Source organism: Lysobacter sp. H21R4 (assembly GCF_015277535.1).
Classification (GTDB): domain Bacteria; phylum Pseudomonadota; class Gammaproteobacteria; order Xanthomonadales; family Xanthomonadaceae; genus Novilysobacter; species Novilysobacter ciconiae.
In genome coordinates this window covers 312,369-337,043 of sequence record NZ_CP063772.1, presented here as the reverse complement: position 1 = coordinate 337,043, position 24,675 = coordinate 312,369, and the positions used below count along the sequence as shown (strand labels likewise).

At 69.0% G+C, this 24,675-nt stretch carries 21 protein-coding genes; 8 read left to right on the top strand and 13 right to left on the bottom strand.

Annotation, left to right across the window (positions count from 1 at the left end):
- Positions 1–58 precede the first annotated feature (58 nt).
- The 3 genes from INQ40_RS01430 to INQ40_RS01420 form a co-directional block, all read right to left on the bottom strand.
- Positions 59–643: a hypothetical protein gene (locus INQ40_RS01430; protein WP_193985590.1), complete on the bottom strand. Its 585-nt coding sequence runs from the start codon at positions 641–643 to the stop codon at positions 59–61.
- An 85-nt stretch (positions 644–728) separates the two neighbouring features.
- Positions 729–1,943 (bottom strand): HD domain-containing phosphohydrolase, encoded by a 1,215-nt coding sequence (locus INQ40_RS01425; protein ID WP_194341206.1) that lies wholly within the window; start codon positions 1,941–1,943, stop codon positions 729–731.
- A 66-nt stretch (positions 1,944–2,009) separates the two neighbouring features.
- Positions 2,010–3,398 (bottom strand): MFS transporter, encoded by a 1,389-nt coding sequence (locus INQ40_RS01420; protein ID WP_194341203.1) that lies wholly within the window; start codon positions 3,396–3,398, stop codon positions 2,010–2,012.
- A gap of 174 nt (positions 3,399–3,572) precedes the next feature.
- Here INQ40_RS01420 and INQ40_RS01415 point away from each other — a divergent pair, with 174 nt between their 5' ends.
- The gene (locus tag INQ40_RS01415; protein WP_194342351.1) at positions 3,573–4,874 is read left to right on the top strand and encodes an MFS transporter; all 1,302 of its coding nucleotides are present in this window, start codon (positions 3,573–3,575) and stop codon (positions 4,872–4,874) included.
- Positions 4,875–4,889: 15 nt separating this feature from the next.
- On the opposite strand, the gene INQ40_RS01410 is transcribed toward INQ40_RS01415, so the two are convergent.
- The 4 genes from INQ40_RS01410 to iadA all read right to left on the bottom strand — a co-directional run bounded on the left by INQ40_RS01410 (position 4,890) and on the right by iadA (position 11,455).
- Complete coding sequence (locus INQ40_RS01410) at positions 4,890–6,485, bottom strand: Mur ligase family protein (RefSeq protein ID WP_228482073.1); 1,596 nt, start codon at positions 6,483–6,485, stop codon at positions 4,890–4,892.
- A 149-nt stretch (positions 6,486–6,634) separates the two neighbouring features.
- Positions 6,635–9,424, bottom strand: a complete 2,790-nt coding sequence (cphA, locus tag INQ40_RS01405; protein ID WP_194341201.1) for a cyanophycin synthetase — start codon at positions 9,422–9,424, stop codon at positions 6,635–6,637.
- Between the two features lie 4 nt (positions 9,425–9,428).
- Positions 9,429–10,271, bottom strand: coding sequence for a cyanophycinase (locus INQ40_RS01400; protein WP_194341200.1), 843 nt, complete (start codon positions 10,269–10,271; stop codon positions 9,429–9,431).
- Positions 10,271–11,455 carry a beta-aspartyl-peptidase gene (iadA, locus tag INQ40_RS01395; RefSeq protein WP_228482072.1) on the bottom strand — a complete coding sequence of 395 codons (1,185 nt, stop codon included), beginning with the start codon at positions 11,453–11,455 and terminating at the stop codon, positions 10,271–10,273. Before iadA ends, INQ40_RS01400 begins: the two co-directional genes overlap by 1 nt.
- 283 nt (positions 11,456–11,738) lie before the next feature.
- Here iadA and INQ40_RS01390 point away from each other — a divergent pair, with 283 nt between their 5' ends.
- Positions 11,739–12,380, top strand: a complete 642-nt coding sequence (locus INQ40_RS01390; protein ID WP_194341196.1) for a hypothetical protein — start codon at positions 11,739–11,741, stop codon at positions 12,378–12,380.
- 33 nt (positions 12,381–12,413) lie between these two features.
- On the opposite strand, the gene INQ40_RS01385 is transcribed toward INQ40_RS01390, so the two are convergent.
- Together INQ40_RS01385 and INQ40_RS01380 are read right to left on the bottom strand one after the other, a co-directional pair.
- Positions 12,414–13,085, bottom strand: coding sequence for an SDR family oxidoreductase (locus INQ40_RS01385; RefSeq protein WP_194341194.1), 672 nt, complete (start codon positions 13,083–13,085; stop codon positions 12,414–12,416).
- Between the two features lie 103 nt (positions 13,086–13,188).
- Positions 13,189–14,604, bottom strand: a complete 1,416-nt coding sequence (locus INQ40_RS01380) for a coniferyl aldehyde dehydrogenase (protein WP_194341192.1) — start codon at positions 14,602–14,604, stop codon at positions 13,189–13,191.
- Between the two features lie 79 nt (positions 14,605–14,683).
- Here INQ40_RS01380 and INQ40_RS01375 point away from each other — a divergent pair, with 79 nt between their 5' ends.
- From INQ40_RS01375 to INQ40_RS01360, 4 genes are all read left to right on the top strand, one after another.
- The gene (locus INQ40_RS01375) at positions 14,684–15,004 is read left to right on the top strand and encodes a hypothetical protein (protein ID WP_194341190.1); all 321 of its coding nucleotides are present in this window, start codon (positions 14,684–14,686) and stop codon (positions 15,002–15,004) included.
- Positions 15,005–15,125: 121 nt separating this feature from the next.
- A complete protein-coding gene (locus INQ40_RS01370) occupies positions 15,126–16,415 on the top strand; it encodes a histidine kinase (RefSeq protein ID WP_194341188.1) in 1,290 nt (429 codons plus the stop codon).
- The gene (locus INQ40_RS01365) at positions 16,408–17,184 is read left to right on the top strand and encodes a LytTR family DNA-binding domain-containing protein (protein ID WP_194341187.1); all 777 of its coding nucleotides are present in this window, start codon (positions 16,408–16,410) and stop codon (positions 17,182–17,184) included. The genes INQ40_RS01370 and INQ40_RS01365 overlap by 8 nt, the downstream gene beginning before the upstream one ends.
- 77 nt (positions 17,185–17,261) lie before the next feature.
- Positions 17,262–17,642: a hypothetical protein gene (locus INQ40_RS01360; RefSeq protein ID WP_194341185.1), complete on the top strand. Its 381-nt coding sequence runs from the start codon at positions 17,262–17,264 to the stop codon at positions 17,640–17,642.
- Positions 17,643–17,710: 68 nt separating this feature from the next.
- Here the strand turns inward: INQ40_RS01360 and INQ40_RS01355 are convergent, their stop codons facing one another.
- The 4 genes from INQ40_RS01355 to INQ40_RS01340 form a co-directional block, all read right to left on the bottom strand.
- Entirely contained in the window at positions 17,711–18,196 is a 486-nt protein-coding gene (locus INQ40_RS01355; RefSeq protein ID WP_194341183.1) for an Hsp20/alpha crystallin family protein, read from the bottom strand.
- A 72-nt stretch (positions 18,197–18,268) separates the two neighbouring features.
- Positions 18,269–18,808, bottom strand: a complete 540-nt coding sequence (msrA, locus tag INQ40_RS01350; protein WP_194341181.1) for a peptide-methionine (S)-S-oxide reductase MsrA — start codon at positions 18,806–18,808, stop codon at positions 18,269–18,271.
- On the bottom strand, positions 18,805–19,254 hold the full coding sequence (gene msrB / locus INQ40_RS01345) for a peptide-methionine (R)-S-oxide reductase MsrB (protein WP_193985566.1): 450 nt from the start codon (positions 19,252–19,254) through the stop codon (positions 18,805–18,807). The genes msrA and msrB overlap by 4 nt, the downstream gene beginning before the upstream one ends.
- A 108-nt stretch (positions 19,255–19,362) precedes the next feature.
- Positions 19,363–20,778 carry a deoxyribodipyrimidine photo-lyase gene (locus INQ40_RS01340; protein ID WP_194341179.1) on the bottom strand — a complete coding sequence of 472 codons (1,416 nt, stop codon included), beginning with the start codon at positions 20,776–20,778 and terminating at the stop codon, positions 19,363–19,365.
- Positions 20,779–20,968: 190 nt separating this feature from the next.
- Between INQ40_RS01340 and INQ40_RS01335 the strand changes: the two genes are divergently transcribed.
- Positions 20,969–23,737 (top strand): type VI secretion system Vgr family protein, encoded by a 2,769-nt coding sequence (locus INQ40_RS01335; protein WP_194341177.1) that lies wholly within the window; start codon positions 20,969–20,971, stop codon positions 23,735–23,737.
- Positions 23,734–24,618, top strand: coding sequence for a DUF4123 domain-containing protein (locus INQ40_RS01330; RefSeq protein WP_194341175.1), 885 nt, complete (start codon positions 23,734–23,736; stop codon positions 24,616–24,618). Before INQ40_RS01335 ends, INQ40_RS01330 begins: the two co-directional genes overlap by 4 nt.
- Positions 24,619–24,675 lie beyond the last annotated feature (57 nt).

Genomic DNA, 24,675 nt, shown 5'->3' with positions numbered 1-24,675 from the left:
ACCCTGTCGGGTGGCCGGGCTGGCGCGCCGCCCGGCAAGCGCTTACGGCATCGGGCAATCAGAACGGGTCGCTGGCCGGGCGCACTTCGATCTCCAGCGCCTGGGCGACTTCCTGCATCGCTTCGTCGTCGCTGGAGAGGGTGATCCAGCCGGCATGCACGCCTTCCTCGCCATGCGGTCCGCTGGCCGTGTTCCAGGTCCACAGGCTGTAGCCGTACTCGCGCAGGCGGTCGGCGGCGACGGCCATGAGCGAAGGCACCTCGGCCTCGGCGAGGAAGTCCTCGTCGCTGGCATCCTCCACGCCCCAGTCGACCACCACGTTCCAGCGCGCCGCCAGCTCGGTGATGGTGTCGATAAAGGAGACCGCGTCATCCTCGTCGACGAAGAACCCCGACTTCCAGTCGATCAGGTCCTTCAGCAGCCACAGCGGTTCGACCTCGTCGGGGCCGGCGGCCTCCAGCGCCTCGCGATAGGCGGAGAACTGCTGCAGCGCCGACTCCTCATCGCCCGGATTGATCAGCAGCAACAGCTGCCAGACCAGCGCCTCGCGGGTGTCCGCCGACTCCAGGTCCACGCCGGTGCCAGGCTCCAGGCTGTTGGCGAAGTTGTCGTCGGGATCGAATTCCGGGTCGTGGGCAGTCATCGTCGTGTTCCGGGCAGAAGGCGTACCGGGCATCGTGCCACGCGGCCTCGTGCAGGGGTCGTCATGCTGACCACGGTGGACGCTACTACGGGCGCAGTACGGCGCGGTCGCTGCACCACAGCTCACTGGCGCTGGCCACCAGGGCGGCGTACTTGCGCGGCGGCACGGTTTCGGTGATCGCGTACGCCTCCATCGCGGTGTCGCGCTGCGCCGCCAATGCGGCGAGGGTGCCGTTGGCGTTGATCAAGCGCGCGACCACCGGATGCGACGCGCCGCGCCCACGCCGCAGGACAACCCCCACCTCGCCATTGGCCAGCCGCACCGGCGTGCCTGGCGGGAATACGCCGATCTCCCGCACCAGCAGGCTGGCCAGGGTCTCATCCACCGCCTTGCCCCGCTCCAGGAACAGGCTGCGCAGGGCGTGCCGGGCGTGCACCGCTTCGCGATAGGCACGTGGCCGGACCATCGCCGAGTAGATGTCGACGATCGCCAGCTTCCGCGCCGCGCGACTGATCGCGTCGCCTGACAGGCGATTGGGGTAGCCACTGCCGTCGATGCGCTCGTGGTGCTGCAGGATCGCCACCAGCCAGACCGGATCGGCCACCCCGGCGAGCTGCAGCAACTCGACGCTGGCTTGCGGATGGCCGGTGACGACCGCCTGCTGCTCCGCCGACAACCCCGATTGCTGCTTGTTCATCGCGCCCGCGACCGGCCCCAGGGCCACGTCGTAACTCAGTGCCGCGGCTATCACCGACAGGCTCTCCTGCTCGTCCCAGTCACGCGAGCGCACCAGCAGTTCGCACAGGGTGGCCGCGTGCAGCTGGCGCGCAACGTGGCAATCGTCGGTGACCTCCAACTGCATCGCGGCCAGCGCCGCATCCGCATCGCGGGCCACCAGGGCGCGCAGCCGTTCGGCGATTGCGAGCAGCTGGTCGCCCAGGTCCTCACCGCTGCCCAGCAGCAGGTGCTGGTGCACGAGCGCGAGTTCATGGCGGAGCAGCTGCATCTCGCGGAATACCGGCGGTTCCGGCGGCGCGTCGTCGGCGAGAACGTCGTCGGTTTCCGCCTCGGCGGCGTCGGGGTCGGTCCCGTCGCCGGCGGGGTGCTCATAGCCGTCGATCAGCACACCCGCGTTGGCATCGGTGTCCGGCACCACCATGCCGCGCTCCAGCACGACGTCGAGCTGCTCCTGGCTCGCCAGAACCATTCCTTCCACGAACAGCAGCTTGCGGTCGCGGTCATATACCGACCACATCAGTGGCGAACCGAGCTCTACATCGCTTGCTGCAACCGGGCGCACGGGCTACTCCAACGGCCACACAGATGGCCGGGCTTCCTTATGCTATCGGTCTGGACGCAGGGATCTTTAGTCGTCCCGGCCGCAGGCCGGCGCGGGCAGCACGCGCGGCGCCAGCGCCAGCCCGAGCACGGCCACGCTGACGGTAATGGCGAATCCCGCAAGGTAGGCGGCCAGCGTGGAGCGCCCCAGCAGCAGCGCAAACAGCGAGCCGCCCACGGCGAGCATGGTGGCGGTAAACAGCGCATCGCACAGCTGCAGCGCGGAGGCATTCGCGCCCTGGCGCTCGGGCGGCGACAGCTCCAGGGTCAGGATCGACAGGCTCGGGTACACCGTGCCCATCCCCACCCCGGCGACGATCCAGCCGACGACGCCCACGGCGAGCGGCACCCAGGGCAGCACCGCCGCGGACACGCCGAGCACCCCCACCAGCATCAGCGCCATGCCCGCCTGCAGCACCCGCTCCGGAGCCGGTGCATGCATCCGGCCGCGATTCCACGATCCCAGCGACCAGCCCAGCGCGCCGACGGTCAGCGCCATGCCGGCAAAGGTCGGCGAGAGGCCGCGCTCTCGCGTGAGCAGCAGCGGCAGGAACACCTCGGTGCCGAAGAATGCGGCCGAGGCGATGCCGCGCAGCGCGATCACCGTGGGCAGGCCGCGGGCCGCGCGCAGGGTGCCGGTCGGCAACAACCGCAACATGCTCGCCAGCAGCCCCGCCAGCGCGATCGCCATCAGGCCCAGGGCCACCCAGCCGCGCTGCTGACCGGCGTAGCTGAGCAACAGCGCGCTGCCCGCGGCGCCGCCGGCGAGGCCGAGCCGCTGCCGGTTGCCGGCGCGCCCGGCGCACGCGTGACCGGGTAGCGGGCCGATGCCGCGCAGCGGCGGCAGCACCATCGCCGCGGCCAGGCCTGCCAGGAGCGGCACCATCAGGAACACCCAGCGCCAGCCGAGGAATTCCACGATCAGGCCACTGAGCGCCGGCCCGACGATCGCCGGCAGTACCCAGGCGGCGGCGAAGGCGGCAAAGATCCGCGCGCGCAGTTCCGGCGGGTACGCCCGCCCGACCACGACGTACAACGCGACCGACATCAGCCCGCCGCCAAAGCCCTGCACCACCCGGCCGAGCAGCAGCACCCACATCGTCGGGGCGAGCCCGGCCACGACCAGGCCGACCGCGAACCAGGCGATGCCGTGCTGCAGCGGGGCGCGCGGCCCGCGACGATCCGCCCAGGGGCCGCTGGCGACCATGCCCACCACCGCGGCGGCAAGCGTGCTGCCAAACGCCATCGCATACAGCGGCAGGCCGTCGAGCGCCTGGGCGACCACCGGCATCGCGGTGGCCACCGCCAGCGCCTCGAACGCATACAACACGATGAGCGCGACCGATCCCACCGTGAGCGCGCGGTAGCGCGGAGCGAACAGGCTCTCCGAGGCCGGCGTTTGAACCTCCGTTTCCATCCTGTGACTCGTCCTGCTGCAAGCCGCGTCGGTCGTCGAGCATAGAAGCCACCGCGGGTTGGCGATAGCGCAGGCAGGCAACCACACGGCTGAAAGAGCACGCTTCGGCCCTGCGAGCGCCGATATAATGCCGTTCGCGATGGCGTGACCGCCTCGGCAGCAATGCAGGCGCAGATGGACCGTCCTACCCCACCCGATCCGGCCTCGCGCCCCGCCCCCGTCGCCCCGGGCGCGCCTCTGCCGGTATGGCGCGGACGCGGCCTGGTGCTGATCGCCATCGCCCTGGCCGCGCTCAACTTGCGCACTGCGGTCACCTCGCTGACGCCGCTGCTGGACCAGTTGGGCGAGACTTTCCAGTTCGGCCCGACCATGACCGGGGTGTTCGGCATCGTGCCGACGGCGGCGTTTGCGGTGTTCGGCGTAGCCACCCCCGCCATCGCCCATCGACTGGGACTGGAGCGCACCGCGCTGCTGGCGATGCTGCTGGCCGCCGCCGGCCTGCTCGGGCGCGGCTTTGCCGACAACACGACGCAATTGCTGCTGACCTCGGCGATTGCGCTGTCGGGCATGGGCATCGGCAACGTTGTGCTGCCGCCGCTGGTCAAACGCTACTTCGGCGACCGCGTGGGCGGCATCAGCGCGATGTACATCACCCTGCTGCAACTGGGCACGATCCTGCCGGCGCTGGCCGCGGTGCCGGTGGCGAACGCGGTGGGGTGGCGGGTATCGCTGGGAGCGTGGTCGCTGGTTGCGGTGGCGGCAGCGCTGCCCTGGGCGATCGTGCTGTACCAGGAACGCTACGGCCGCTCCGCGCAGGCCCGCGCGCTGGCCGCGATCCACGCCCGGTCGGTGGCCACCGGCGATGAGGCGCCCGAGTTTGCCGCGCCGCCGCCGTCGGGTCGGGTGTGGCGGTCGCCGGTCGCCTGGGGCATGGCGTTGATGTTCGGCATGACCTCGCTGGTGACCTATTCCATGTTCACCTGGCTGCCCCGCATCCTGACCGACGCCGGCGGCAGCGCGCTGCTGGGCGGGACGATGGTCGGCGTGTACTCGTCGCTGGGCCTGCTCAGCAGCTTCGTGATGCCGGTGGTGGCGGTGCGCATGCGCAATCCGTTCCCGGTGGTGCTCGCGTGCTGCGTGCTCCACCTGACCGCGTTCACCGGCCTGCTGCTGGCGCCAATGACGCTGACCCTGCTGTGGGTCGCGCTGCTCGGCTTGGGACCGAGCACCTTCCCGCTGGCGCTGACGCTGATCAACCAGCGCACCCGCACGCCCGCCGGTTCGACCGCCCTGTCGGGATTCACCCAGGGCTTGGGCTATGCCCTGAGCTGCGCCGGGCCGTTGCTGTTCGGGGTGTTGAACGAGATCAGCGGGGGATGGCTGTGGCCCTTCGCCTTCCTGACCGGGACGCTGGTGGTACTGGCCTTCGGCGGCTACCTGGCGTGCCAGCCGCGCATGCTCGAAGACAGCTGGTAACGCCGACCGGAGCGACTAGCCGGACACCCCGCCGTTGCTTTGCAACCACTCGATCAGCTCCGCGCGAGCGGTGAGGTTGTGCACCGGCAACACCAGCACGTCCCCCGGCCGGGACCATGCGAGGATCGCCTGCGCCGCCTCGACCTCGGGCAGGATCGTCTGCAGGCGCGACTCGGGCAGGCCTTGCAGCAATAACTGCGCGCGCAGGATCTCCGGCACCTCGCCGGCGCGACGGCCGCGGATGTAGCCGTCCAGGTCCTTGAGCACCACCAGATCGGGCAGCACTGCCGCCGCGGTTCGGGCCAGGTCGCGGATGGCATCGTCGTCGCGGTTGCCGGCCTGGCCGAGCAGCAGGCCCAGGCGTGCACCGCGTTGCTGCCGCAGCCGCGCGGCGACCGCGAGCAGGCCAGCCAGGCCATCCGGGTTGTGGGCGTAGTCGAGCAGGACGTCGGCGCCGCGGATGTGCCAGCGCTCCAGGCGGCCGGGATTGTCCTCGCGCGAACCGCCGAACTGCATCAGCACGGTGGCAATGGCCTGCACTGATACGCCCTGGGTTGCCGCCAGCAGCGCCGCCCCGGCCAGGTTGGCGATGTTGTAACGCGCGCTGCCCTCCAGGGTCAGCGGCATCGCGGCCACCTCGCCGAGGCGGTGGCGCTGGCCGTCCACGCGCAGCTTCAGGACGCCGTCGTCCACTCCGCAGGTAGCGCCGCCGCTCCGGCGATGCGCCACCAGTACCGGATTGTGATCGTCCAACGAGAACCACGCGAGCGGGCACGCAAGCGATGCGGATTTCTCCACCAGCAGCGGATCGTCGGCATTGAGCACCAGCACGCCATCGGCGTTCACGGCCCGGGCGACGACGAGCTTGGCATCGGCCAGGTCGGACAGGTCGTGCACGCCGTACTCGCCGAAATGGTCGGCGCTGACGTTGGTGACCAGCCCGGCGTGGGCATGCTGCACGGCCAGACCCCGGCGCAGGATGCCTCCGCGCGCCGTTTCCAGGATCGCTGCCTGCACGCGGGTATCGCGCAGCACCCGCCGGGCGCCGTTGGGGCCGGAGTAGTCGCCCTGGGCAACGCGTGCGTCGCCGACAAACACGCCGTCGGTGCAGTTGAAGCCCGCGGTCTTGCCGGCCTGTTCAAACAGCGCGGCCAGCAGCCGCACGCTGGTGGTCTTGCCGTTGGAGCCGGTCACCAGGACAGTGGGGATGTCGTGCAGATCGGACCAGGCCACATCGGCCGGCAGCGCGTCCAGCGCCCAGGTCCGGCCGCCTTCGCCCGCGCCCAGCGTCAGGCCGTCGTCGTCGAAGAAGGCCGGCAGCGCGCGCTCACCGGCTTCCTGCATCAGGGACATCGCACGCGGATTGGCCTCATCGGCGGCAAGATGCAGCAGTGTGTGCCCCGCGAGCTGGTCGTCCCAGCTGGCGGGATGTCCGGGCGCATGCGGCAGCGCGCAGCGCGCGGCGTTGGGGGCGACCCGCTGCCAGGCCCATTCGTTGACCTCGGTGGCGGTGTAGAGCATGTCCTGCGGCGCGGCCATCGCCAGCGCGGCGCCGGCCTGATGGATATCGATGACCACCTCCGCATCCGGCCAGTCCAGTCGGGCGCGCATGGTCCGCACGCCGGAGGCCCACTGCGCGCAGAGCGCAGGCGAGGTTTCGAAGACCTCCAGCACCGCGCCGCAGCCGGCGAAGTAGCGGTTCGGTCCGGTCAGGCGACGGGAACTGTCGAACAGCTCGTCGACCGGGGGCGGCGGGGTGTTCAGTCGTTCTCCTCGCGTGCCAGGCGCACGCCGCGTTCATCGCGCACCAGCTCCTCGTAATCGTCCAGGGAAGTCGGCGTGGCATCATCGGCAGGCTCTGGCGCCGCCGGCGTTTCGTACCGGGGTGGAGCCGTCGGCTCGCCTTCGGGCTGGAACTTGATCACCTGCTTCCACGAACGGACCAGCGCATCGGCGAAGATCAGCACCAGGTCACCGGGCTCGCCCATTCGCAGCGCGGCATCCACCGCGGCCTGCTCCTCGTTGATGATGCTGACCTGCGCCTCGTCCACGCCCTGGGCGAGGAGTGCCTTGGCGAGAATGCGGGGCACCTCGTCACCATCGCGGCCGCGCAGGTTGTCGTCGCGGCGGCAGATGTAGTGGTCGAAGCGGCCGGCCACGGCATCGGCGATCGCGCGCAGATCCTCGTCGCGGCGGTCGCCCGGCCCGGCCACCACCACGATGCGCCGACCGGCCACTTCCATGCGCTGGGCCAGGTCGGCCATCGCGCCGACCGCGTGCGCGTTGTGCGCGTAGTCGAAGATGACCTTGAAAGGATGCTCGGCGAACACGTTCATCCGCCCGGGTGCCTGGAAGAACGTGGTGTCGAAGGTGCGCAGGCCCTGGCGGATGGCATCGAGCTTGATGCCCATCGAGAACGCCATCGCGGCGGCGAACATCGCGTTCTGCACGTTGTGCATCGCCCGCCCTTCCAGCGTCGCCGGCACCAGGTGCGTCCACAGCAAGGGGATGTGGCTGCCCTTGTCGTACAGGGTGATCATCTGACCGTTGATGCCGGCCTCCAGCGCGCACGCGCGGCCGCCGGCGCGGATGTGCTCGCGCACCAGCGGGTGCTGCGGGTTGGTGGTGACGTAGCAGATGGTGGCGGCATCGGTGTAGGCCGCCATCTTCAGCACCATCGGATCATCGGCGTTGAGCACCGCGCAATCGCGGGCGACCTCGGCGACGATGCGCTTGACCTCGGCCAGTTGCTCCAGGGTGTCGATGCCCTTCATGCCCAGGTGGTCGGCCGCCACGTTGAGCACGGCGCCGACGTCCACGTAGGGCACGCCCATGCCGGCGCGCAGCAGGCCACCGCGCGCGACTTCCAGCACCGCCATGTCGATGTGCGGGTCGGCCAGCACCATGCGGGTCGACACCGGGCCGGTCATGTCGCCTTCCACGGTGCGCTGGCCGTCGATGTAGACCCCGTCGGTGGTGGTCAGCCCGGGCGTGTAGCCGGCCATCTTGGTAATGTGGGCGAGCATCCGCGCGGTGGTGGTCTTGCCGTTGGTGCCGGTGACCGCCGCGATCGGCACCCGCGAGGGCGATCCGGGCGGGAACAGCATGTCCACCACCGGACCGGCGACATCGCGCGCGACGCCTTCGCTGGGCGCGACGTGCATGCGGAAACCCGGCGCGGCATTCACCTCGCAGATGCCCCCGCCATCGCTCTTGTAGCTCTCGGCGATGTTGCGGGTGAGGAAGTCCACCCCGCCCACGTCCAGGCCGATCGCCTGTACCGCACGCACCGCCATGTCGCGGTTGTCGGGATGGATGATGTCGGTGACGTCGGTGGCGGTGCCGCCGGTGGACAGGTTGCCGGTGGAGCGCAGGTAGACGACCTCATCGGCGGCCGGTACCGAGCCGGGCGTGTAGCCGACGCGCTCCAGCATCGTCAGCGCCTGCGCGTCGAGCTCCAGGCGGGTGAGCACCTTCTCGTGGCCGACGCCGCGGCGCGGATCGGCATTGACGATCTCCACCAATTGGGCGACGTCGTGCTGGCCGTCGCCGATGACGTGGCCCGGCGTGCGCCGGGTCGCCGCGACCAGCTCGCCGTTGATCACCAACAGGCGGTGGTCATCGCCGGGGACAAAGGTCTCCACGATCACCGAGCGCGAGACCGCCTGCGCCAGATGGAAGCCCTCGCGCACTTCGGCCTCGTTGGTCAGGTGGATGGAGATGCCGCGGCCGTGGTTGCCGTTGAAGGGCTTGGTCACCACGGGATAGCCGATCCGGCGCGCGGCACGCAGCGCGAGCTCCTCGGTCTGGACCAGCTCCTGGCGCGGCACTGGCAAGCCCAGCGCGCCCAGGATCTGGTTGGTTTCATCCTTGTCGCCGGCCAGTTCGACCGCGATGTGGGGGGTTTTGCCGGTGACGGTCGCCTGGATGCGCTGCTGGTATTTGCCGTGCCCCAGCTGGACCAGCGACCGGTCGTTCAGGCGCATCCACGGGATGTCGCGCGCCTCGGCGGCGGCGACGATCGCGCTGGTGGACGGCCCCAGCGCGCGGCGCTGGGCGAAGCGGATGAAACCGTCGCGCGCCGCCGTCCACTCCCAGTCCTGCGGCAGGATGCCGGGGGTCCGCAGTTCCTCAGGCAGCAGCGAGGTCAGCAGGCGCATCGCCAGCTCGCCGGCCTCCAGGCCCTCGTCCTTCTGCAGGTACTCGTAGACGACCCAATACACGCCCGGCTCGCCGGTGCCGCGGGTCTTGCCAAACGTCACGTCGGCGCCCGCCACGTTCTGCAGCTCGATCGCGACGTGCTCCAGCACGTGGCCCAGCCACGTCCCCTCGTCCTCGCGCAGTCGGCGCAGGAAGCCGCCGGGCTGGCGGTAGGAGCAGCCGTGTTCGTCCAGTCCCGGCAGTGCGGCCACCAGGCCGTCGATGAACTCCGCACCGAGCCGGACCGTCGGCCATGCCTCCAGCGCGCCCAGGTCGAGCTCCAGGCGGATGACCGGGAAGTGCGCGTACAGCGAGGGGCCGAGAAATACCGAACGATTGCGGATGCGCATGGGCTTACCTCTTCTGGCGGGCCAACCGCCCGGCCGAGGCCTGGCGGGTACTGAGATGGAAGGTGTTGCCGGCGACCAGCTGGTGCAGGACCAGGCCCAGCATCGACACCGGCTGGCCCTCGTCCACCACGTCCATCGAGGTGAAGCCGATCGCGCTGGCATCCAGCACGGTGATGCCGCCGCTGCCCTCGACTTCCAGCACGTTGTCGGGGCCGATGAACGCTGCGGTGTCCTCGTCCAGGCCCAGGCCGACGGCGAACGGGTTGTAGGCCAGGGCCGTCATCAGGCGCCCCATCCGGTCGCGCTCACGAAAGTGCTGGTCGATGATGAAGCGGTTGGTCAGGCCAAGTCCCGGCGCCAGGCGGACCCCGCCGGCGACCGCGGTCGGACCTTCCTCGCCGAAGGCGATCATGTGCTCGCTGATGAAGCTCGCGCCGGCGCTGGTGCCGGCCACGTGCACGCCCTCGGCGTTGCGCACGCGGATGAGTTTGGCCACCGGCGTCCCGCCGACGATCGTCGACAGGCGCAGCTGGTTGCCGCCGGTCATGAAGATGCCGCTGGCCTGGGCGATGCGCTCCAGCCGCGACGGCTCGTTGCAGTCGCGGCGGGTGTCGAAATCGATCGTGGTCACCCGCGCCGCGCCGAGCCCGGAGAACAACGCCTCGTAGCGCTCGCCGGTTTCCACCAGGCGACTGGCGGTGGGCAGCACGACGATGTCGGCCGCATCGCCGCCGCACAGGTCGACAAAGCGCTTGAGGATCTGCGGATTGCTTTCCTTCTCCTCGCCGCCCCCGATGGGGATGATCCAGCCGCGGTCGACGCCGTCGGGCACGGGACTGGGGCACATCAGCGCGCGCCCTCGAAGGTGCCACGGATGACCGCCTGCCCATCGCGGACAAACCAGCGGCCGGAAATCAGTACATCGCTCACATTGTCGTCCTCATCCAGAATCAACAGATCCGCGTCCGCGCCCTGCGCGACCCGCCCCTTGTGTTCCAGCCGCAGCAGGCGCGCCGGGTTGCTGGTGAACGCCGGCAGCACGCGATCCAACGATTCGCCGCGCGCCAGCAGCGCCTTGAGTGACCTGTGCAACGAGTCCGGCGCGCCGATGTCCATGCTCAGCATGCGGCCATGATCGTCGAACACCGGCAGGCAGCCGCCGCCGTCGGAACTGATCGTGACCCGCTCGGCCGGAGCGCCGCTGGCCAGGTAGCGCAGCAGCGCCTCATCGGCCGGCCAGGCGTCCTCGTCGGCGGCGACGGGGAACGCGGTGATGTCGATGGTGCAACCGCGGCGCGCAAGCTCGAGCGCTTCCTCGAACAGCGCGCGACGACGGTTGACGTGGGTCGGGTTGAATACCCGCGCCGGAATCTCGCTGGCGTCCAGCGCCTCGCGCACCTGCGCCAGTCCGCGCGAGCCGTCGCCCAGGTGCAGGTGGAGGATGCCGGCCTTGCCGGTCAGCAAGCCGCCGACGTGGGCATCGGCGGCGACCCGCAACAGCTCGTCACGGGTCGGCTGGCTGGAGCGGTGGTCGCAGATCGCCAACTCGCCGACGCCGATCAGGCAGTCGATGAAGGCCAGGTCGTCGCGCACGCTGCCGGTCACCGTCGCCACCGGCAGGTGGTAGCCGCCGGTGTAGGCGTAGGCGTTCAGGCCCTCGTTGCGCAGGCCATTGACGGTCGCCACCAGTTCACGCGGCGAGCGGGTGGTGTCGTCGGTCCCCAGCAGGCCGACCACGGTGGTGATTCCGGCCAGGGTAAAGCGCGACAGCGGCACCGGCGGCACGCGGGTGTGGGCGCCGGCCTCGCCGCCACCGCCGGTGATGTGGGCGTGGCCATCGATGAAGCCGGGCAGCACGCGGCGGCCCTGCAGGTCGAGCTCAGTGGCATGGGCGGATGGCGACGGGGCGTCATCACTTGACGCCTGCATGGCCAGGATTCTGCCGCCGCCGATCAGCAAGTCCTGCCAACCCAGGTGGGCGGGGGCGTGCACATCGGCATTGCGGAGCAACAGCAGCGGGGTCTCGATCAAGGGAAGAACTCGTGTGGGTGTGCTGCCGGGCGTGGCGGCATCTTGCCAATGCGCACCGTACACAGGGCGCGGACGGGCGAGCGGACGCTCACTCGCGACGGTCCCCAGTATTCCACGCCGCGGACGCAAGCCGCGTCCGCTCATTAACTCGCTCTCATTTACCAGGCCAATGTCCGGAACCGCCCTCAGCCCTCGTGTCATCAGACCTGCCCGGGCGGCGGCGCGACCGACCATCAGCGCCGACCGTCACCGCCGCCCCAATCGATCACGCAAGGAGTTCTCCATGCCTCAGCCCACTGAATTGCAGCTCCGCCCGCTCGCCCGGTTGCTCGCGCCCGCCGTCCTGGCGCTTGCCACCCTGGGCCTGGTCGGCTGCGGCGCCGACGCCGACACGTCCCCGGCAAGCCCGGGCAGCAGGGCCGCCAAGGACAGCAACGGACTCACCCTGGCCAGCCAGGACTGGAAGCTGGACGCCACCGCATCCGCGGGGCTGATGCCCGGTTACGTCGACGCCCCTCTGAGCTTCCGTCTGGCCACGGGCTGGATCAACGCCGACGCGGCCAAGGCGGCCGGCAAGGAAGCCGATCGCGAGGCGCAACGCGAGCAGGCGCTCGCCAGTTTTGGCATGGTCACCGTTGCAATCGCCGCCGGTACCGCCGAGCCGGGCACCTACCAGCTCGGCGGCGTGGTGGACGGCGCGGACACCGCGGCGGTCACCATTCCGCTGGGCAAGGACACCGGGCTGGCCGGCGAATACACCTCGCAGTCGGGCAGCTTGACCATCAAGTCAGTGGACATGGAGGAGAGCCGCTACAGCGCGACGGTGAGAGCCGTGGATGGCAGTTTCGATGGCGTGTTCGCCGATGATCAGGGCGCTACACGGCCGATCAGCGGCACGTTCCGTTTCACGCCCAAAACCAAATAATCGCCCGAACGCCGATGCAACCGTGCGGCGGTACTACCAGGGCAGCTCGCTGCCGTTGGCGTGCCAGAAGCTGCCGGTCTGGTCCAGCGTCAGGCTGTCGAGCCGCTCCACCAGCTGCGCGGCGGCATGCTCCGGGCTGACCTCGCCCTTGCCACCCACCATGTCGGTGGCGACGAAGCCTGGGTGCAGCAGGAACACGGCCACGCCGCGCGGCGCCAGGTCCACGGCCAGCGATTTGCCAATCGCGTTGACCGCCGCCTTGGACGCGCGGTAGCCGTAGCGGCCACCCGAACCGTTGTCGCCCATCGACCCCATCCGGCTGGTGATGATGCCGATCTTCGCGTCCTCGGCCAGGTGGCCCCAAAGCGCCTGCGCGACCCGCAGCGGGCCCATCGCATTGACCTCGAACTGGCGGCGCATGTCCTCCCAACCGTCGGTCTGGATCTCGCCAAAGGCCTCGCGGGTCATGATGCCGGCGTTGAGCACGAGCACATCCAGGCGGGTGTCGCCGAGGCGCTGGGCCACGCCTGCCAGCGCGGCATCGTCGGTGACATCCACGCCCGCCTCCACCTGCGCGTCGGTCTTTTCCAGCGCATCGCTGGACTGGCGGCAGGCGGCAATCACCTTGTCGCCGCGGGCGCTGAACTGGCGGGCCAAGGCCAGGCCGATGCCGCGATTGGCGCCGGTGATGAGGACGGTTTTCATGAGCGACTCCGTGAAGGGGTTTCCCTTTCTATGGCGCCGTCAGCGCCGACAATCAAGCGCTGCACGGAGGCGCGCAGGCCAACGCGCACGCCTTGATGCCGCCTCAGCCGCGCTTGAGCAGCAAGTCCAGCATCCAGCGGAAGCGCGCGCCGTAGGGCGGATTGAGCAGGCCCACCGCAGTGAAACGCGACTGGCGGAAAATCGATTTCATGTGCGAGAAGCGCCGAAACCCCGCTTCCCCGTGGTAGCTGCCCATACCGGACGGGCCGACGCCGCCGAACGGCAGGCCATGCTGGGCGATATGAAACAGCGTGTCGTTGACCGTGACGCCGCCGGCCTGAGTCCGCGCCAGCAGCGTATCGACACGCTGCGAGTCCTCGTCGAATACGTACAACGCCAGCGGGTGCGGCCGCGCGGCCACGTAGGCGATCGCCTCCTCGAAGCTGTCGTAGGGCACCAGCGGCAGCAGGGGGCCGAAGATCTCCTCGCGCATCACCTCCATCGCGTCGCTGACACCGGTCAGCAGCAGCGGCGGCAGCAGCCGGCGCGCGGGATCGGCCCCCGTGTCGTCCAGCGGGTGTTCGCGAGCGCCGGCCGCGACCGCGTCGTCGCGCAAGCCGGTCAGGCGCTGGTACTGGCGGTCCGAAATGATGCTGGCGTACTGGGCATCGCGCTCGAGTCCGGGATACATGCGCGCCATCACCGCGCAGGCCACGCCGATGAACTCGTTGACGCGCGCACGCGGCAACAGGACGTAATCCGGCGCGATGCAGGTCTGGCCCGCATTCACCATCTTGCCGAACACGATGCGCTCGACCGCGTCCTCGAAGCGGGCACCCGGGCCGATGATCGCCGGCGACTTGCCGCCCAACTCCAGGGTCACCGGCGTCAGGTTGGCGGCGGCGGCGCGCATCACGTGGTGGCCGACCGCGGTGGATCCGGTAAACAGCAGGTGGTCGAAGGGCAGCGCGGAAAACGCCTCGCCGATCTCGACGCCGCCGGTGATGACCGCGACCTCGTCGGGCGGGAAATAGCGGGCCACCTGATCGGCCAGCAGGGCGGAGAAGCGCGGGGTGAACTCGCTCATTTTCAGCATCGCGCGGTTGCCCGCCGCCAGCGCGTCCACCAGCGGCCCGATGGCGAGGTAGAGCGGGTAGTTCCACGGCACGATGATGCCGACCACGCCCAGCGGCTGCGGGCACAATTCGGTCCGTGCCGGCAGGAACGCCAGCCCGGCCAGGCGCTTGCGTGGCCGCATCCAGCGCCGCCCATGGCGCAGGGCATGGCGGATCCCCGACAGGCTGGGGAACAGTTCCAGCAGGTCGGTCTCCTCCGCCGGGCGCTGACCGAAGTCGGCGGAGATGGCCCTGGAAAATGCCTCGCGTTGCTCGATCAGCATCGTCCGCAGCGTACGCAGGCGCGCTTCGCGTACCGGCCACGACGGCATCGGATCGGCCGCGTGGGCGTCGCGCATGCGCTGCAGCTGCATGTTCAGGGTGGCGGCAGGGGTGGTGGTCATGGGGAGGCTCTTGGGATCAGCGCCGTCCGACGACAGCGATCGGCGACCCGTTGAGCATGCCACCGTTTGCGCTGTCATCATGGCCACTGCACGCGACGCATTTGCTGACGCGACCTTGACGATCGGGACCCACACCATGGCAATGGCCGAAAGCGATATCCACAAGGGCTGGATCTACCAGACCAGCAACCAGCAGCAGCGACTGGTGCTGGGCTGGGACCGCGACGGCCGCGTGGTGTATTCCTCCAAGGGCAAGGATCCGGACGCGCCGTTTCTGAACTGTCACGTGCGCATCACCACCCGCAAGTTCGCCCAGCGCGCGATCGGCAAGCTGCGCGAGGTCGAGGACCTGCAGCACTACATCGTCGCCAACAAGGCGACCACCGTGGTCGTGCGCTGAGAGGACGCACCTGCGCTGCAAACGCGCGCGCCGCGGCTCGCTTCATCCGCCGATCCCGTGGTTCCGTCGCGACAATCGCGGCTTGGTCGCAGCGGCTCTCCGCTGCGCCGGCCGGGTCACTATGCTCCACGGAAATCCCCAGCCGTTGGAACCTCTCGTGATCAAGGGCCTGTTGTTCGTCATCCGTATCGCTCTGGCCTGGCTGCTGGCCATCCTGCTGTTTGCCGGGATCTGGTCGGAGTTGCCGCTGATCGGACGCCTGGAATGGCCGATCACGGTCGCCGGCATGATCGTCATGGCACTGGTGGTGATCGGCGCGCTCTCGCACGTCGGCCGGGTGCGCCTGATCGCCGACCGCATCGACCGGACCACGCTGGGCAACCGCCACCGCCGCCAGGTCGAGATTCCGTTCGAGGCCGGCGAGGCGTTCGATCTGGTCGATGCCGCCATCCGCGAATTGCCCCGCATCCTTGAAGTGGAGAGCGCGCGCGACAGCCTGCAGATACGCGCCACCGCCGGACGACCCGAGGCGTACCTGGATCGTCCGCTGGGTCGCTGGAACCCGATGCTGTGGTTCGGCGCGCCGCGCAACCAGATCCTGGCCACGGTCACGCCCGGCGGTGACACCGGCAGCGTCACCCTGATCTGCGAACCCGAGACCCTGGCCTGGAGCGACTGGTTCCTGTTCGATGACGCGACCAACTTCGAGAACGCGGAGGCGATCACGCGCGCGATCACCCGTCGGGTTGCCGACCGCCGCCGCAACGAGCGCGCCGATGCGGCGCAGACCGCCACCGAGAAGGAACTCACCGTCGCCAAGTTGAGCCTGCTGCACGCGCAGGTCGAACCGCACTTCCTCTACAACACCCTGGCCAGCGCGCAGTTGCTGACCCGCAGCGACCCGGCGCGCGCCGACGAGATGCTAGGTCACCTGATCCAGTACCTGCGCCACTCGCTGCCACGCACGCAGAACGAGTTGTCCACCCTGGGCGAGGAACTGGAACGCGCGCTGGCCTACCTGGAGATCCTCAAGATCCGCATGGGACCGCGCCTGTCGGTGCAGGTCGACCTGCCGGAGAACCTGCGCGCCACCGCGCTGCCGCCAATGATGCTGCAGACGCTGGTCGAGAACGCGATCAAGCACGGCCTGGAGCCACGCACCGGCGGCGGCACGGTGTGGATCCGCGCGCGGCGCAGCGATGGCGTCGTCGCGGTGACCGTCGCCGACGACGGCGAGGGCTTCAACAGCCGCACCAGCGGCACCGGCATCGGCCTGAAGAACGTGCGCGAACGCCTGCGCCTGGTGTACGGCAGCGACGCCGCCCTGGCGGTGGTCGCCAACTTCCCCGCCGGCGTGGCCGCGACGATCACCGTGCCCGCCACGCTCGTCCAGGAGGCCCGCCATGGCTGAGCCCGTCACCACCTGCATCATCGCCGAGGACGAAGCCTTGCTGCGCCAGGCCCTGGTCGAGCGTCTGGCGCAGGCCTGGCCGGAGCTGCACATCCTTGCCGAGTGCGAGGACGGCGCGAGCGCGCTGGAGGCGATGGCCGAACACCGTCCGCACGTCGCCTTCCTCGACATCCGCATGCCCGGGCTGACCGGCCTGGAAGTCGCGACGGCTGCGGCCGAAGTCAGCCCGCGCACGCAAATTGTGTTTGTCACCGCCTACGACCAGTACGCCATCGATGCCTTCGAGCGCGGCGCGGTCGACTACCTGCTCAAGCCGATCACCGCCGAACGCTTGTCGGCCACGGTGCAGCGCTTGCAGGCGCGCAGCGGCAACAACGACGCCGCCACCCTCGCCACCCTGTTGCAACGGCTCGCGCCCGTCGCCCGCGCCGTCGATGCGCCGCCGCCGTTGACCTGGATCACCGCCAGCGCCGGCCGCGAAACCCGGCTGATCCTGGTTGAGGACGTCGCCTATTTCCGCGCGGACAACAAGTACACCACGGTGATGACCGCCGAGGGCGAGGCGCTGCTGCGCACTCCGATCAAGGAGCTGCTGACGGTGCTCGACCCGGACACGTTCAAGCAGATCCACCGCTCCACCATCGTCAACCTGCGCGCCATCGCCGGCGTCGTCCGCGACGACAGCGGCCGCGGCACCGTGCGCCTGAAGACGCGGCCGGAAACCCTGGCGGTTAGCGCGCCTTTCATGACCCTGTTCCGACACATGTAACTGCGGGCGAACCCACACCGTCCCTCGAGGACACGCCGGCTCGCCGCCCACCCACTCACGCTCGCGCGAGGTGAACCATGAAGCTCCTGGCCCTGATCTACTTCGTGCTGTCGCTATTCGGCCTGGACATCGGTGGCAGTCGCTACGTCACCCGCACCACCACGATGGACGGCGCCGACACGCTGTACAGCCAGGCCGAGGCCCGAGCCGGCGTCGCCCGCTTCGAGTGCCTGCGCAGTGCCAGTGGCGCCTGCCATTACACGGTCTACCCGCGCAACTGCGCGCCGCTATCCGGGTCCGGGTTGGCACTGCGATGGGGCCCGTGCAAATCCGCACCGGTCCAGCGCTTCACCGTCAGCAGCGGCGGGAGCCGGCAGATCAGCGGACTGGCGGGGTTCGACCTATGCGTCAGCGCCGCTGACGGCAGCCCGGAGATGTGCAATGCGCCCGGCCGGTGACGCGGCCCCGGCCTCTGGCAAAGAAAAACGGTGGCGGCCACGTTCGACCGCCACCGTCTGCACGCGGATCAGGCATCACCGTTTTTACGTTGCCCCACCTGGATGCGCCGCGGCGTGGTCTCCGGGCGCTTGGGGATGCTGATCTCCAGCACGCCGTTCTCGCCGTGGGCGGAAATCGCATCCGGATCGGCACTGTCGGGCAGCGCAAAACGCCGATGGAATGCACCGTAGCGGCGTTCGACCCGCGAGAAGTTCTCGCTTTCGCGGACTTCCTCGCTGCGCCGCTCGCCCTTGATGGTCAACATGCCCTTGTCCATCTGGACGTCAATCTCGGCCGGATCGACGCCGGGAATGTCGGCGTAGAGGATGAAGCGGTCCGGCTCTTCCTTGATGTCCACCCGGGGGGTCCAGCGGCTGGTTACGACCGAGGATTCGTCGGTGGCGGTGCCTGACGTGAAGGCACCGTCGAAGATTCGATCAACCAGTTGACGCAAGGGGTCCTGGCCGCTGCCATCGCCGGACCATTGTGGATTGGTGCGCACGATCTTGCTCATGACTGTCTCCTTTTGTCTGCACGGAGGCGGAACGGCCGCCCCAAGGCAAACGTAGGTCCGTCGACGCGGGTTTCAAGCCTGTTGTACGGGCTGTCCGTCGCCGCCGTCCTCCACCGCGCGGCGCGGCAGCGTCCAGCCCGGCCGGATGAAATGGCAGGTGTATCCGTGGGGAATACGTTCCAGGTAGTCCTGATGCTCACGCTCGGCCTCCCAGAAATCACCGGCAGGCACGACTTCGGTAACGACTTTGCCCGGCCACAGGCCTGAGGCGTCGACATCGGCGATGGTGTCCAGGGCAACGCGGCGCTGCTCCTCGGAGGTCGTGAAGATCGCCGAGCGGTAGGACGCGCCGCGGTCATTGCCCTGCCGGTCCACGGTCGAGGGGTCGTGGATCTGGAAGAAGAACTCCAGCAGTTTTCGGTAGCTGGTTCGCGCCGGATCGAACACGATCTCGATGGCCTCGGCGTGGTTGCCGTGGTTGCGATAGGTAGCGTTGGGCACGTCGCCGCCGGTGTAGCCCACGCGCGTGGACACCACGCCTTCCTGACGGCGGATCAGGTCCTGCATGCCCCAGAAGCAGCCGCCGGCGAGGACCGCGCGTTCCGTGCTCATCGCCCGCCCTCCACCTGGTCGAGGTAGTCGCCGTACCCCTGGGCCTGCATCTGCTCGCGCGGAATGAAGCGCAGCGACGCCGAGTTGATGCAATACCGCAGCCCGCCGCGATCGGGGGGCCCGTCGGGGAAAACATGGCCCAGGTGGCTGTCGCCGTGGGTGGAGCGGACCTCCACCCGGACCATGCCGTGGCTGGTGTCGCGCACCTCGCTGACATGCGCGGGCTCGATCGGCTTGGTGAAGCTCGGCCAGCCGCACGCGGCGTCGAACTTGTCCGCCGACGCGAACAGCGGCTCACCGGACACGACATCCACATAGATGCCGGGCGCGTTCTGGTGGAGGTACTCGCCGCTTCCGGGCGCTTCGGTACCCGATTGCTGGGTGACGCGGAACTGCTCGGGCGTCAGTCGCTGGATCGCGTCGGGGTCTTTGCGGTACTGGCTCATGCGGGTCTCCTGGAAACAAGGCAACACTGCAGTAATGCGGGTCAAGGCCATGCATCGCAAGGCGATCTTGCGCGGCTTTCTTGACGAAGGCCCGCGCGCGCGTTTCGTTCAGCCGCGCCGCGCGTAGGCGTCCAGCGCCTTCTGCCGGGACACTGCCAGATCGACCATCGGCGCCGGGTATCCGCTGCGGCGCAGCAGGCCGGCATCCTTCCATGGCTCATGCGCCACACTCCCGGCAGCGTCGGCGAGCTCCGGCAGCCATCGCCGCAGGTAACTGCCGTCGGGGTCGAATTTTTTCGACTGGGTCACGGGATTGAACACGCGGAAATAGGGCGCCGCATCGGCGCCCGTGCCGGCCACCCACTGCCAGCCCAGCGTGTTGTTGGCCAGGTCCGCATCCACCAGCGTGTCCCAGAACCAGCGGGCACCGTGATGCCAATGCTGGCGCAGGTTCTTGCTCAGGAAGCTGGCGACGACCATGCGCACGCGGTTGTGCATCCAGCCGGTGTGCCACAGCTCGCGCATGCCGGCGTCCACCAGCGGAATCCCGGTCCGGCCGCGTTGCCAGCGCTCCAGCAGCACCGGATCGGCTTCGGCCCAGCGGAAGCGCGCGAAACGCGGATTGAAGCTTCCGGTCGGCGTGTGCGGAAAGTGGAAAAGCAGGTGGTGGGCAAAGTCGCGCCAGCCCAGCTGACGCAGGTAGGGCTCGATATCCGGACGGCTGCGAGCGCTGCCGGCTCGGGCACGGCGGTCCAGCTCATGATGGATCTGGCGCGGCGAGATTTCGCCGAAATGCAGGTGCGGCGAAAGCCGCGACGTGCCGTGCCGGGCCGGTAAATCCCGCAACCGGACGTAATCGTTCACCGCGTCGTCGCCGAAGATTTCCAGCATTTCGTGGGCGCCGGCCTCTCCGGGTTGCCAGGTGTCGGCCAGGCCGCCGGCCCAGTCGATGCGCGGCAGGAGTTCCAGCGCGTCCACCGTCAAACCCTCGCTGGCCTGGGCAAACCCGGCAATCGACGGCGCCGGCAAGGGTGGCGCGGCGAACAGGCGCGGGCGCAGGTTGCGCCAGTACGGCGTAAACACCTTGTACGGGCCACCCTGCTGGGTCTCCACCTGCCACGGCTCGGACCACAACGCGCCGCTGTGGCTGTGGGCCTGCAGACCCTGCTCGCGCAGTGCAGCCTTGAGGGTTGAATCGCGGGCAATGCTGGCCGGCTCGTACAGCCGGTTCCAATGGACTGCGGTGGCGCCGGTCTGCCCGGCCAGCTCGCGCACGACTTCCAGCGTGTCACCGCGGGCGACGTGCAGGCGACCGCCAGCGGCGCGCAGGCGCGAATCCAGCCGCGACAACGAGTGGTGCAGCCACCACCGACTGGCCGCACCCGGCGCCCACTGCCCCTCTTCTTCGGGCGCATGGATGTAGACCGCAAGCACGCGCGCATTCTCGGCGCAGGCCGCGCTCCACGCCGGGTTGTCCTCCAGGCGGAGGTCGCGGCGGAACAAAACGAGTGCCGTTGGGCTCATCAGAGGGTGCCTTTCGCGGGGTTGCCACGATGGCATCCGCCGCCAGCCAGCGCCACCGTGACCGCGACCCTGCGACGGCCCCCCGCCTGACCTCGGGGCTCCAGACCCCCTCCCCTGCAACGTTCCGCCGCGAGGCGCTATGATCGGCACCGGGGCAGGCCAGGACGGCCGCCAGGGAGAGACCACCGCCATGGATGCTCGCACCACCTTGCTCACCGCCCTGGTCGCCGGGCCAAAACAATTAGACCGGTTGCTGTACCTGCACACGGGCCTGGGCCCCGACGTGCTGGTCGCCGAAAGCCTGCACGGCGTGGAGTCGGTCGACGACGGTGGCTATCGGCTGCAGTTGGACGCGCTGTCGGTCGACGCGCACCTTCCGCTGGATGAACTGCTCGGCCAACCGGTCCTGCTGGAACTGCTGACCGCCGAATCCGCCTCCCAGCGCCGCCCCTTCCACGGTCACGTCACCGCCTGCGAGCGGGTCGGCAGCAACGGCGGCATCGCCCGCTATCGGCTGGTCATCGAGCCCTGGCTGGCGTTCCTGCGCCAGCGGGTGGACAGCTACGTCTTCCATGACATGAGCGTGCTCGAAATCGCCGAGGACCTCTTCGCCGATTACGCACAGGCCGGGGCGCTGGTGCCGGCGTGGCGCTGGGAGCTTTCCGACCGGTCGCTCTATCGCACCCGGAGCCTCACCACGCAGTACCACGAGAGCGATTTCCGCTTCCTCCAGCGCCTCTTCGCCGAGGAAGGCATCGCGTACTGGTTTGAGCACACCGGCAATACCGCTGGCGCGACGCTGGGCAGTCACATGCTGGTGCTGGGCGACCATCCCGAGGCGTTTGCGGACGCCGGGAGCGTGCGCTTCTATCGTGCCGACGCCACCGAGCGCGCGGACAGCATCCAGCAGTGGGCCAACACCCGGCGCTGGCAGACCGCCTCGATCAGCCGCGCGAGCTGGGATTACCGCAGCCGCACGCTGCGCCCGGCCTCGGGCCAGAGCGTCCTGGCGGGCGGCAACGTCACCACCGAGGACGTCGACACCAGCGGTCCGTACGGCGTGACCGACGAGGCGCACGCCGCGCTGCGGGCGAGCCGGCAGATGGAAGCGCACGATGTCACCGGCCGGACGATCCAGGCCGCCGGCACCTGGCGCCGGCAGGCACCAGGCACGCGTTTCTCGTTGACCCAGCACCCCGACACCAACGGCGAGTGGTACACCTGCCTGCGTGTCGAGCATGCGGCCCGCAACAACCTGGGCGCGGACGTGTTCGAGGTGCTCGACCAGACATTGGGGCTGACCGACATCGGCGCGTTGCCGCTGCCGACGGCACTGTCGCCAGGTGCCGATCTTCTCAATGCGATGGCGGCCGCGCCGTGGACCGATTTCTACCGCAACACCCTCACCGCGATCCCGGCCGACCTGCCCTACCGCCCGCGCACCGTGGACGGCCATGGGCTGCGCCTGCACCCAAAGCCCACGGTCCGCGGCACCCAGACCGCGATCGTGGTCACCGACGGGGCGCCGCTGCAGACCGAGCGCGACCACCGTATCAAGATCCAGTTCCCATGGCAGCGCGGCAGCAACGCCAGCTCAGGCATGGCTCGCCCGGACGGCGATGACAACGCGCCCGGCACCGATGCCGCATGGACGTGGGTCCGCGTCGCCACCCCGTGGGCGGGCGACAACTGGGGCAGCGTGATGCTCCCGCGCAAAGGTCAGGAGGTCGTCGTGGCTTTCATGGAGGGGGACATCGACCGCCCCGTCATCGTCGGCAGTCTCTACAACGGAGCGGGCCAGCCGGACGCGCCGCACAACCAGGTCAACGGCGGCAAGGCGGGCGCGACCGGCAACGCCCCCGCGTGGTTCGACGGCAACGAACATCCGGCGGTGTTCACCGGCTTCAAGAGCCAGGCCCTGGGGGCAAGCCAGACCGGCAGCGGCGGCTACCAGCAGCTGCGCCTGGACGACACGCCGGGCCAGGGTCGCGCGCAGGTCGCCACCACCCAGCACGCCACCACGCTGACCCTCGGGCACCTCAAGGGCGGGCAGGACAACGTGCGCGGCCGCGAGCGCGGCTTCGGCATGGAGCTGTCCACCCAGGCCAGCGGGGCCCTGCGCGCCGGGGCGGGCCTGCTGCTGAGCACCGAGCCCGGCCGCCAGCAGCTGGCCGCCGAGGACCTGCGCAGACAGCTGAGCAGCGGAGCGGACCTGGTGCAGAGCCTGGCCGATACTGCCAAGGCGCAACTGGCCGACCTGCCCGACGAAGCCCGCATCATTCCGGCATTGGATGCCCTGCAGCAGGTGGGCGAAACTCTGGCCGGCACTCTCACCGGCACCCCGGCAGGCGATGGCGTGAGCGGCGGCGACGGCGAAGCACCGGGGTGGAGTACTCCGCTGCTGGCCGCCAGCAGCCCCGACGGCATCATCGCCACCACACCAGCCGACCAGATCTGGGTATCGGGCACCGAAACCACCCTGACCGCCGGCAACGACCTCAACTGGCTGAGCCAGGGCGAGACCGTCGTGGCGGTCGCCGGCGGGATCAGCCTGTACAGCCACGGCACCCCTGCCCCCGACAGCAAGCCGCAGACCAGCACGGGGATTGCGCTGCACGCCGCGCAGGGAGATGTGAGTGCTCGGTCGCACAAGAACGTCGCCACGGCGGCCGCAAAGACCAGCGTCACCATTGCCAGCACCCAGGCAGATGTGGAGATCGCATCCCCCAGCAAACATGTGTTGGCAACTGCCGCCGGCGCCTACTTGAAGCTGGAAGGCGACGACATCGAACTGGGCGCGCCGGGGACGATCGAGTTCAAGGCGGCGAAGAAGGATTGGACGACGCCGCAGGCGGCAAGTGCGCAAGTCACGTTGCCTTCGCGACAACTCAGTCTCTGCGATTTCAAGATGCAGACTGCCAACGCAGGCGGCGACGCCCTTGTGCCGGTAGGTACATGACCATGCCGCTCGATCATCGTCACTTGGAAAGCTACGAATTCGCCGTAATAAATCCGCTCGAGGTCGATGCAGCCCAGTGGCGCGATCTTCGGGCGCTGCCACTGGCACCGCGAGGACTCGAGGCAAAGCAGGCGCAATTGCCTCTACTCATCGAGTTGAAGGCGCTTGGTGATCAACTGAGACTCGATCTGCTGGATCGGGCGGCGCAATGGGAGTGCCAGAACGACGCACCGCTGTTGTCCCTCATGATGAGAAGCACATCTTCCGCGGACCAGGTCCGCAGCCATCTCCGCGCGCAACTCCTCGTACGTGAAAACGCGCGGCAGCACGTGCTTCTGCGCTGGTATGACCCGAAGGTATTCACGCACATGGCGTGGCTTCTGGAGCCGCATCAAATTGCCTCGCTATCGGGACCGATCACGCAGTGGGCCTGGAAAGCGCCAATTGGCCAGTGGCAGCAACTTGAGCGACCCGACTGCGATCCGGACCCCATACGCGGGTTTAAACCCAGTTCCGCTCAGTGGGAGACGCTCGGCCGCATTGGCGTCATCAACCGGATGATGCGCGAACTTCTGAGCACGGGCGAAATGGATCGGGTGGATGCTCCCTTGTATCCGATGATCGATGAATGCTTGGCGCAGGCGTACGCAGCGCTGGAATCCGAAGACGAGTCCGACGCTCGCTGTCTCGCCAGACAGCTGCTGATCTTTGGCCGGCAGATTGACCAGCAGCCAGAGATTGCGAGTCGCATTTCTCAGGCACGTGAAGGCGCAACGACATATGTCGGTCTGTGCAGGGATCTTGACGAATCAAAATTAGCAGCGAAGGCGGTGTTCAGTGACCCGCTAAAACATGAAAGGGTGCCAAACCATGTCGTGTGACCCCTCCAAGGTATGCCAGGTTTGCGATCAACGTGGACTACCGATCCTTCCGCTTCG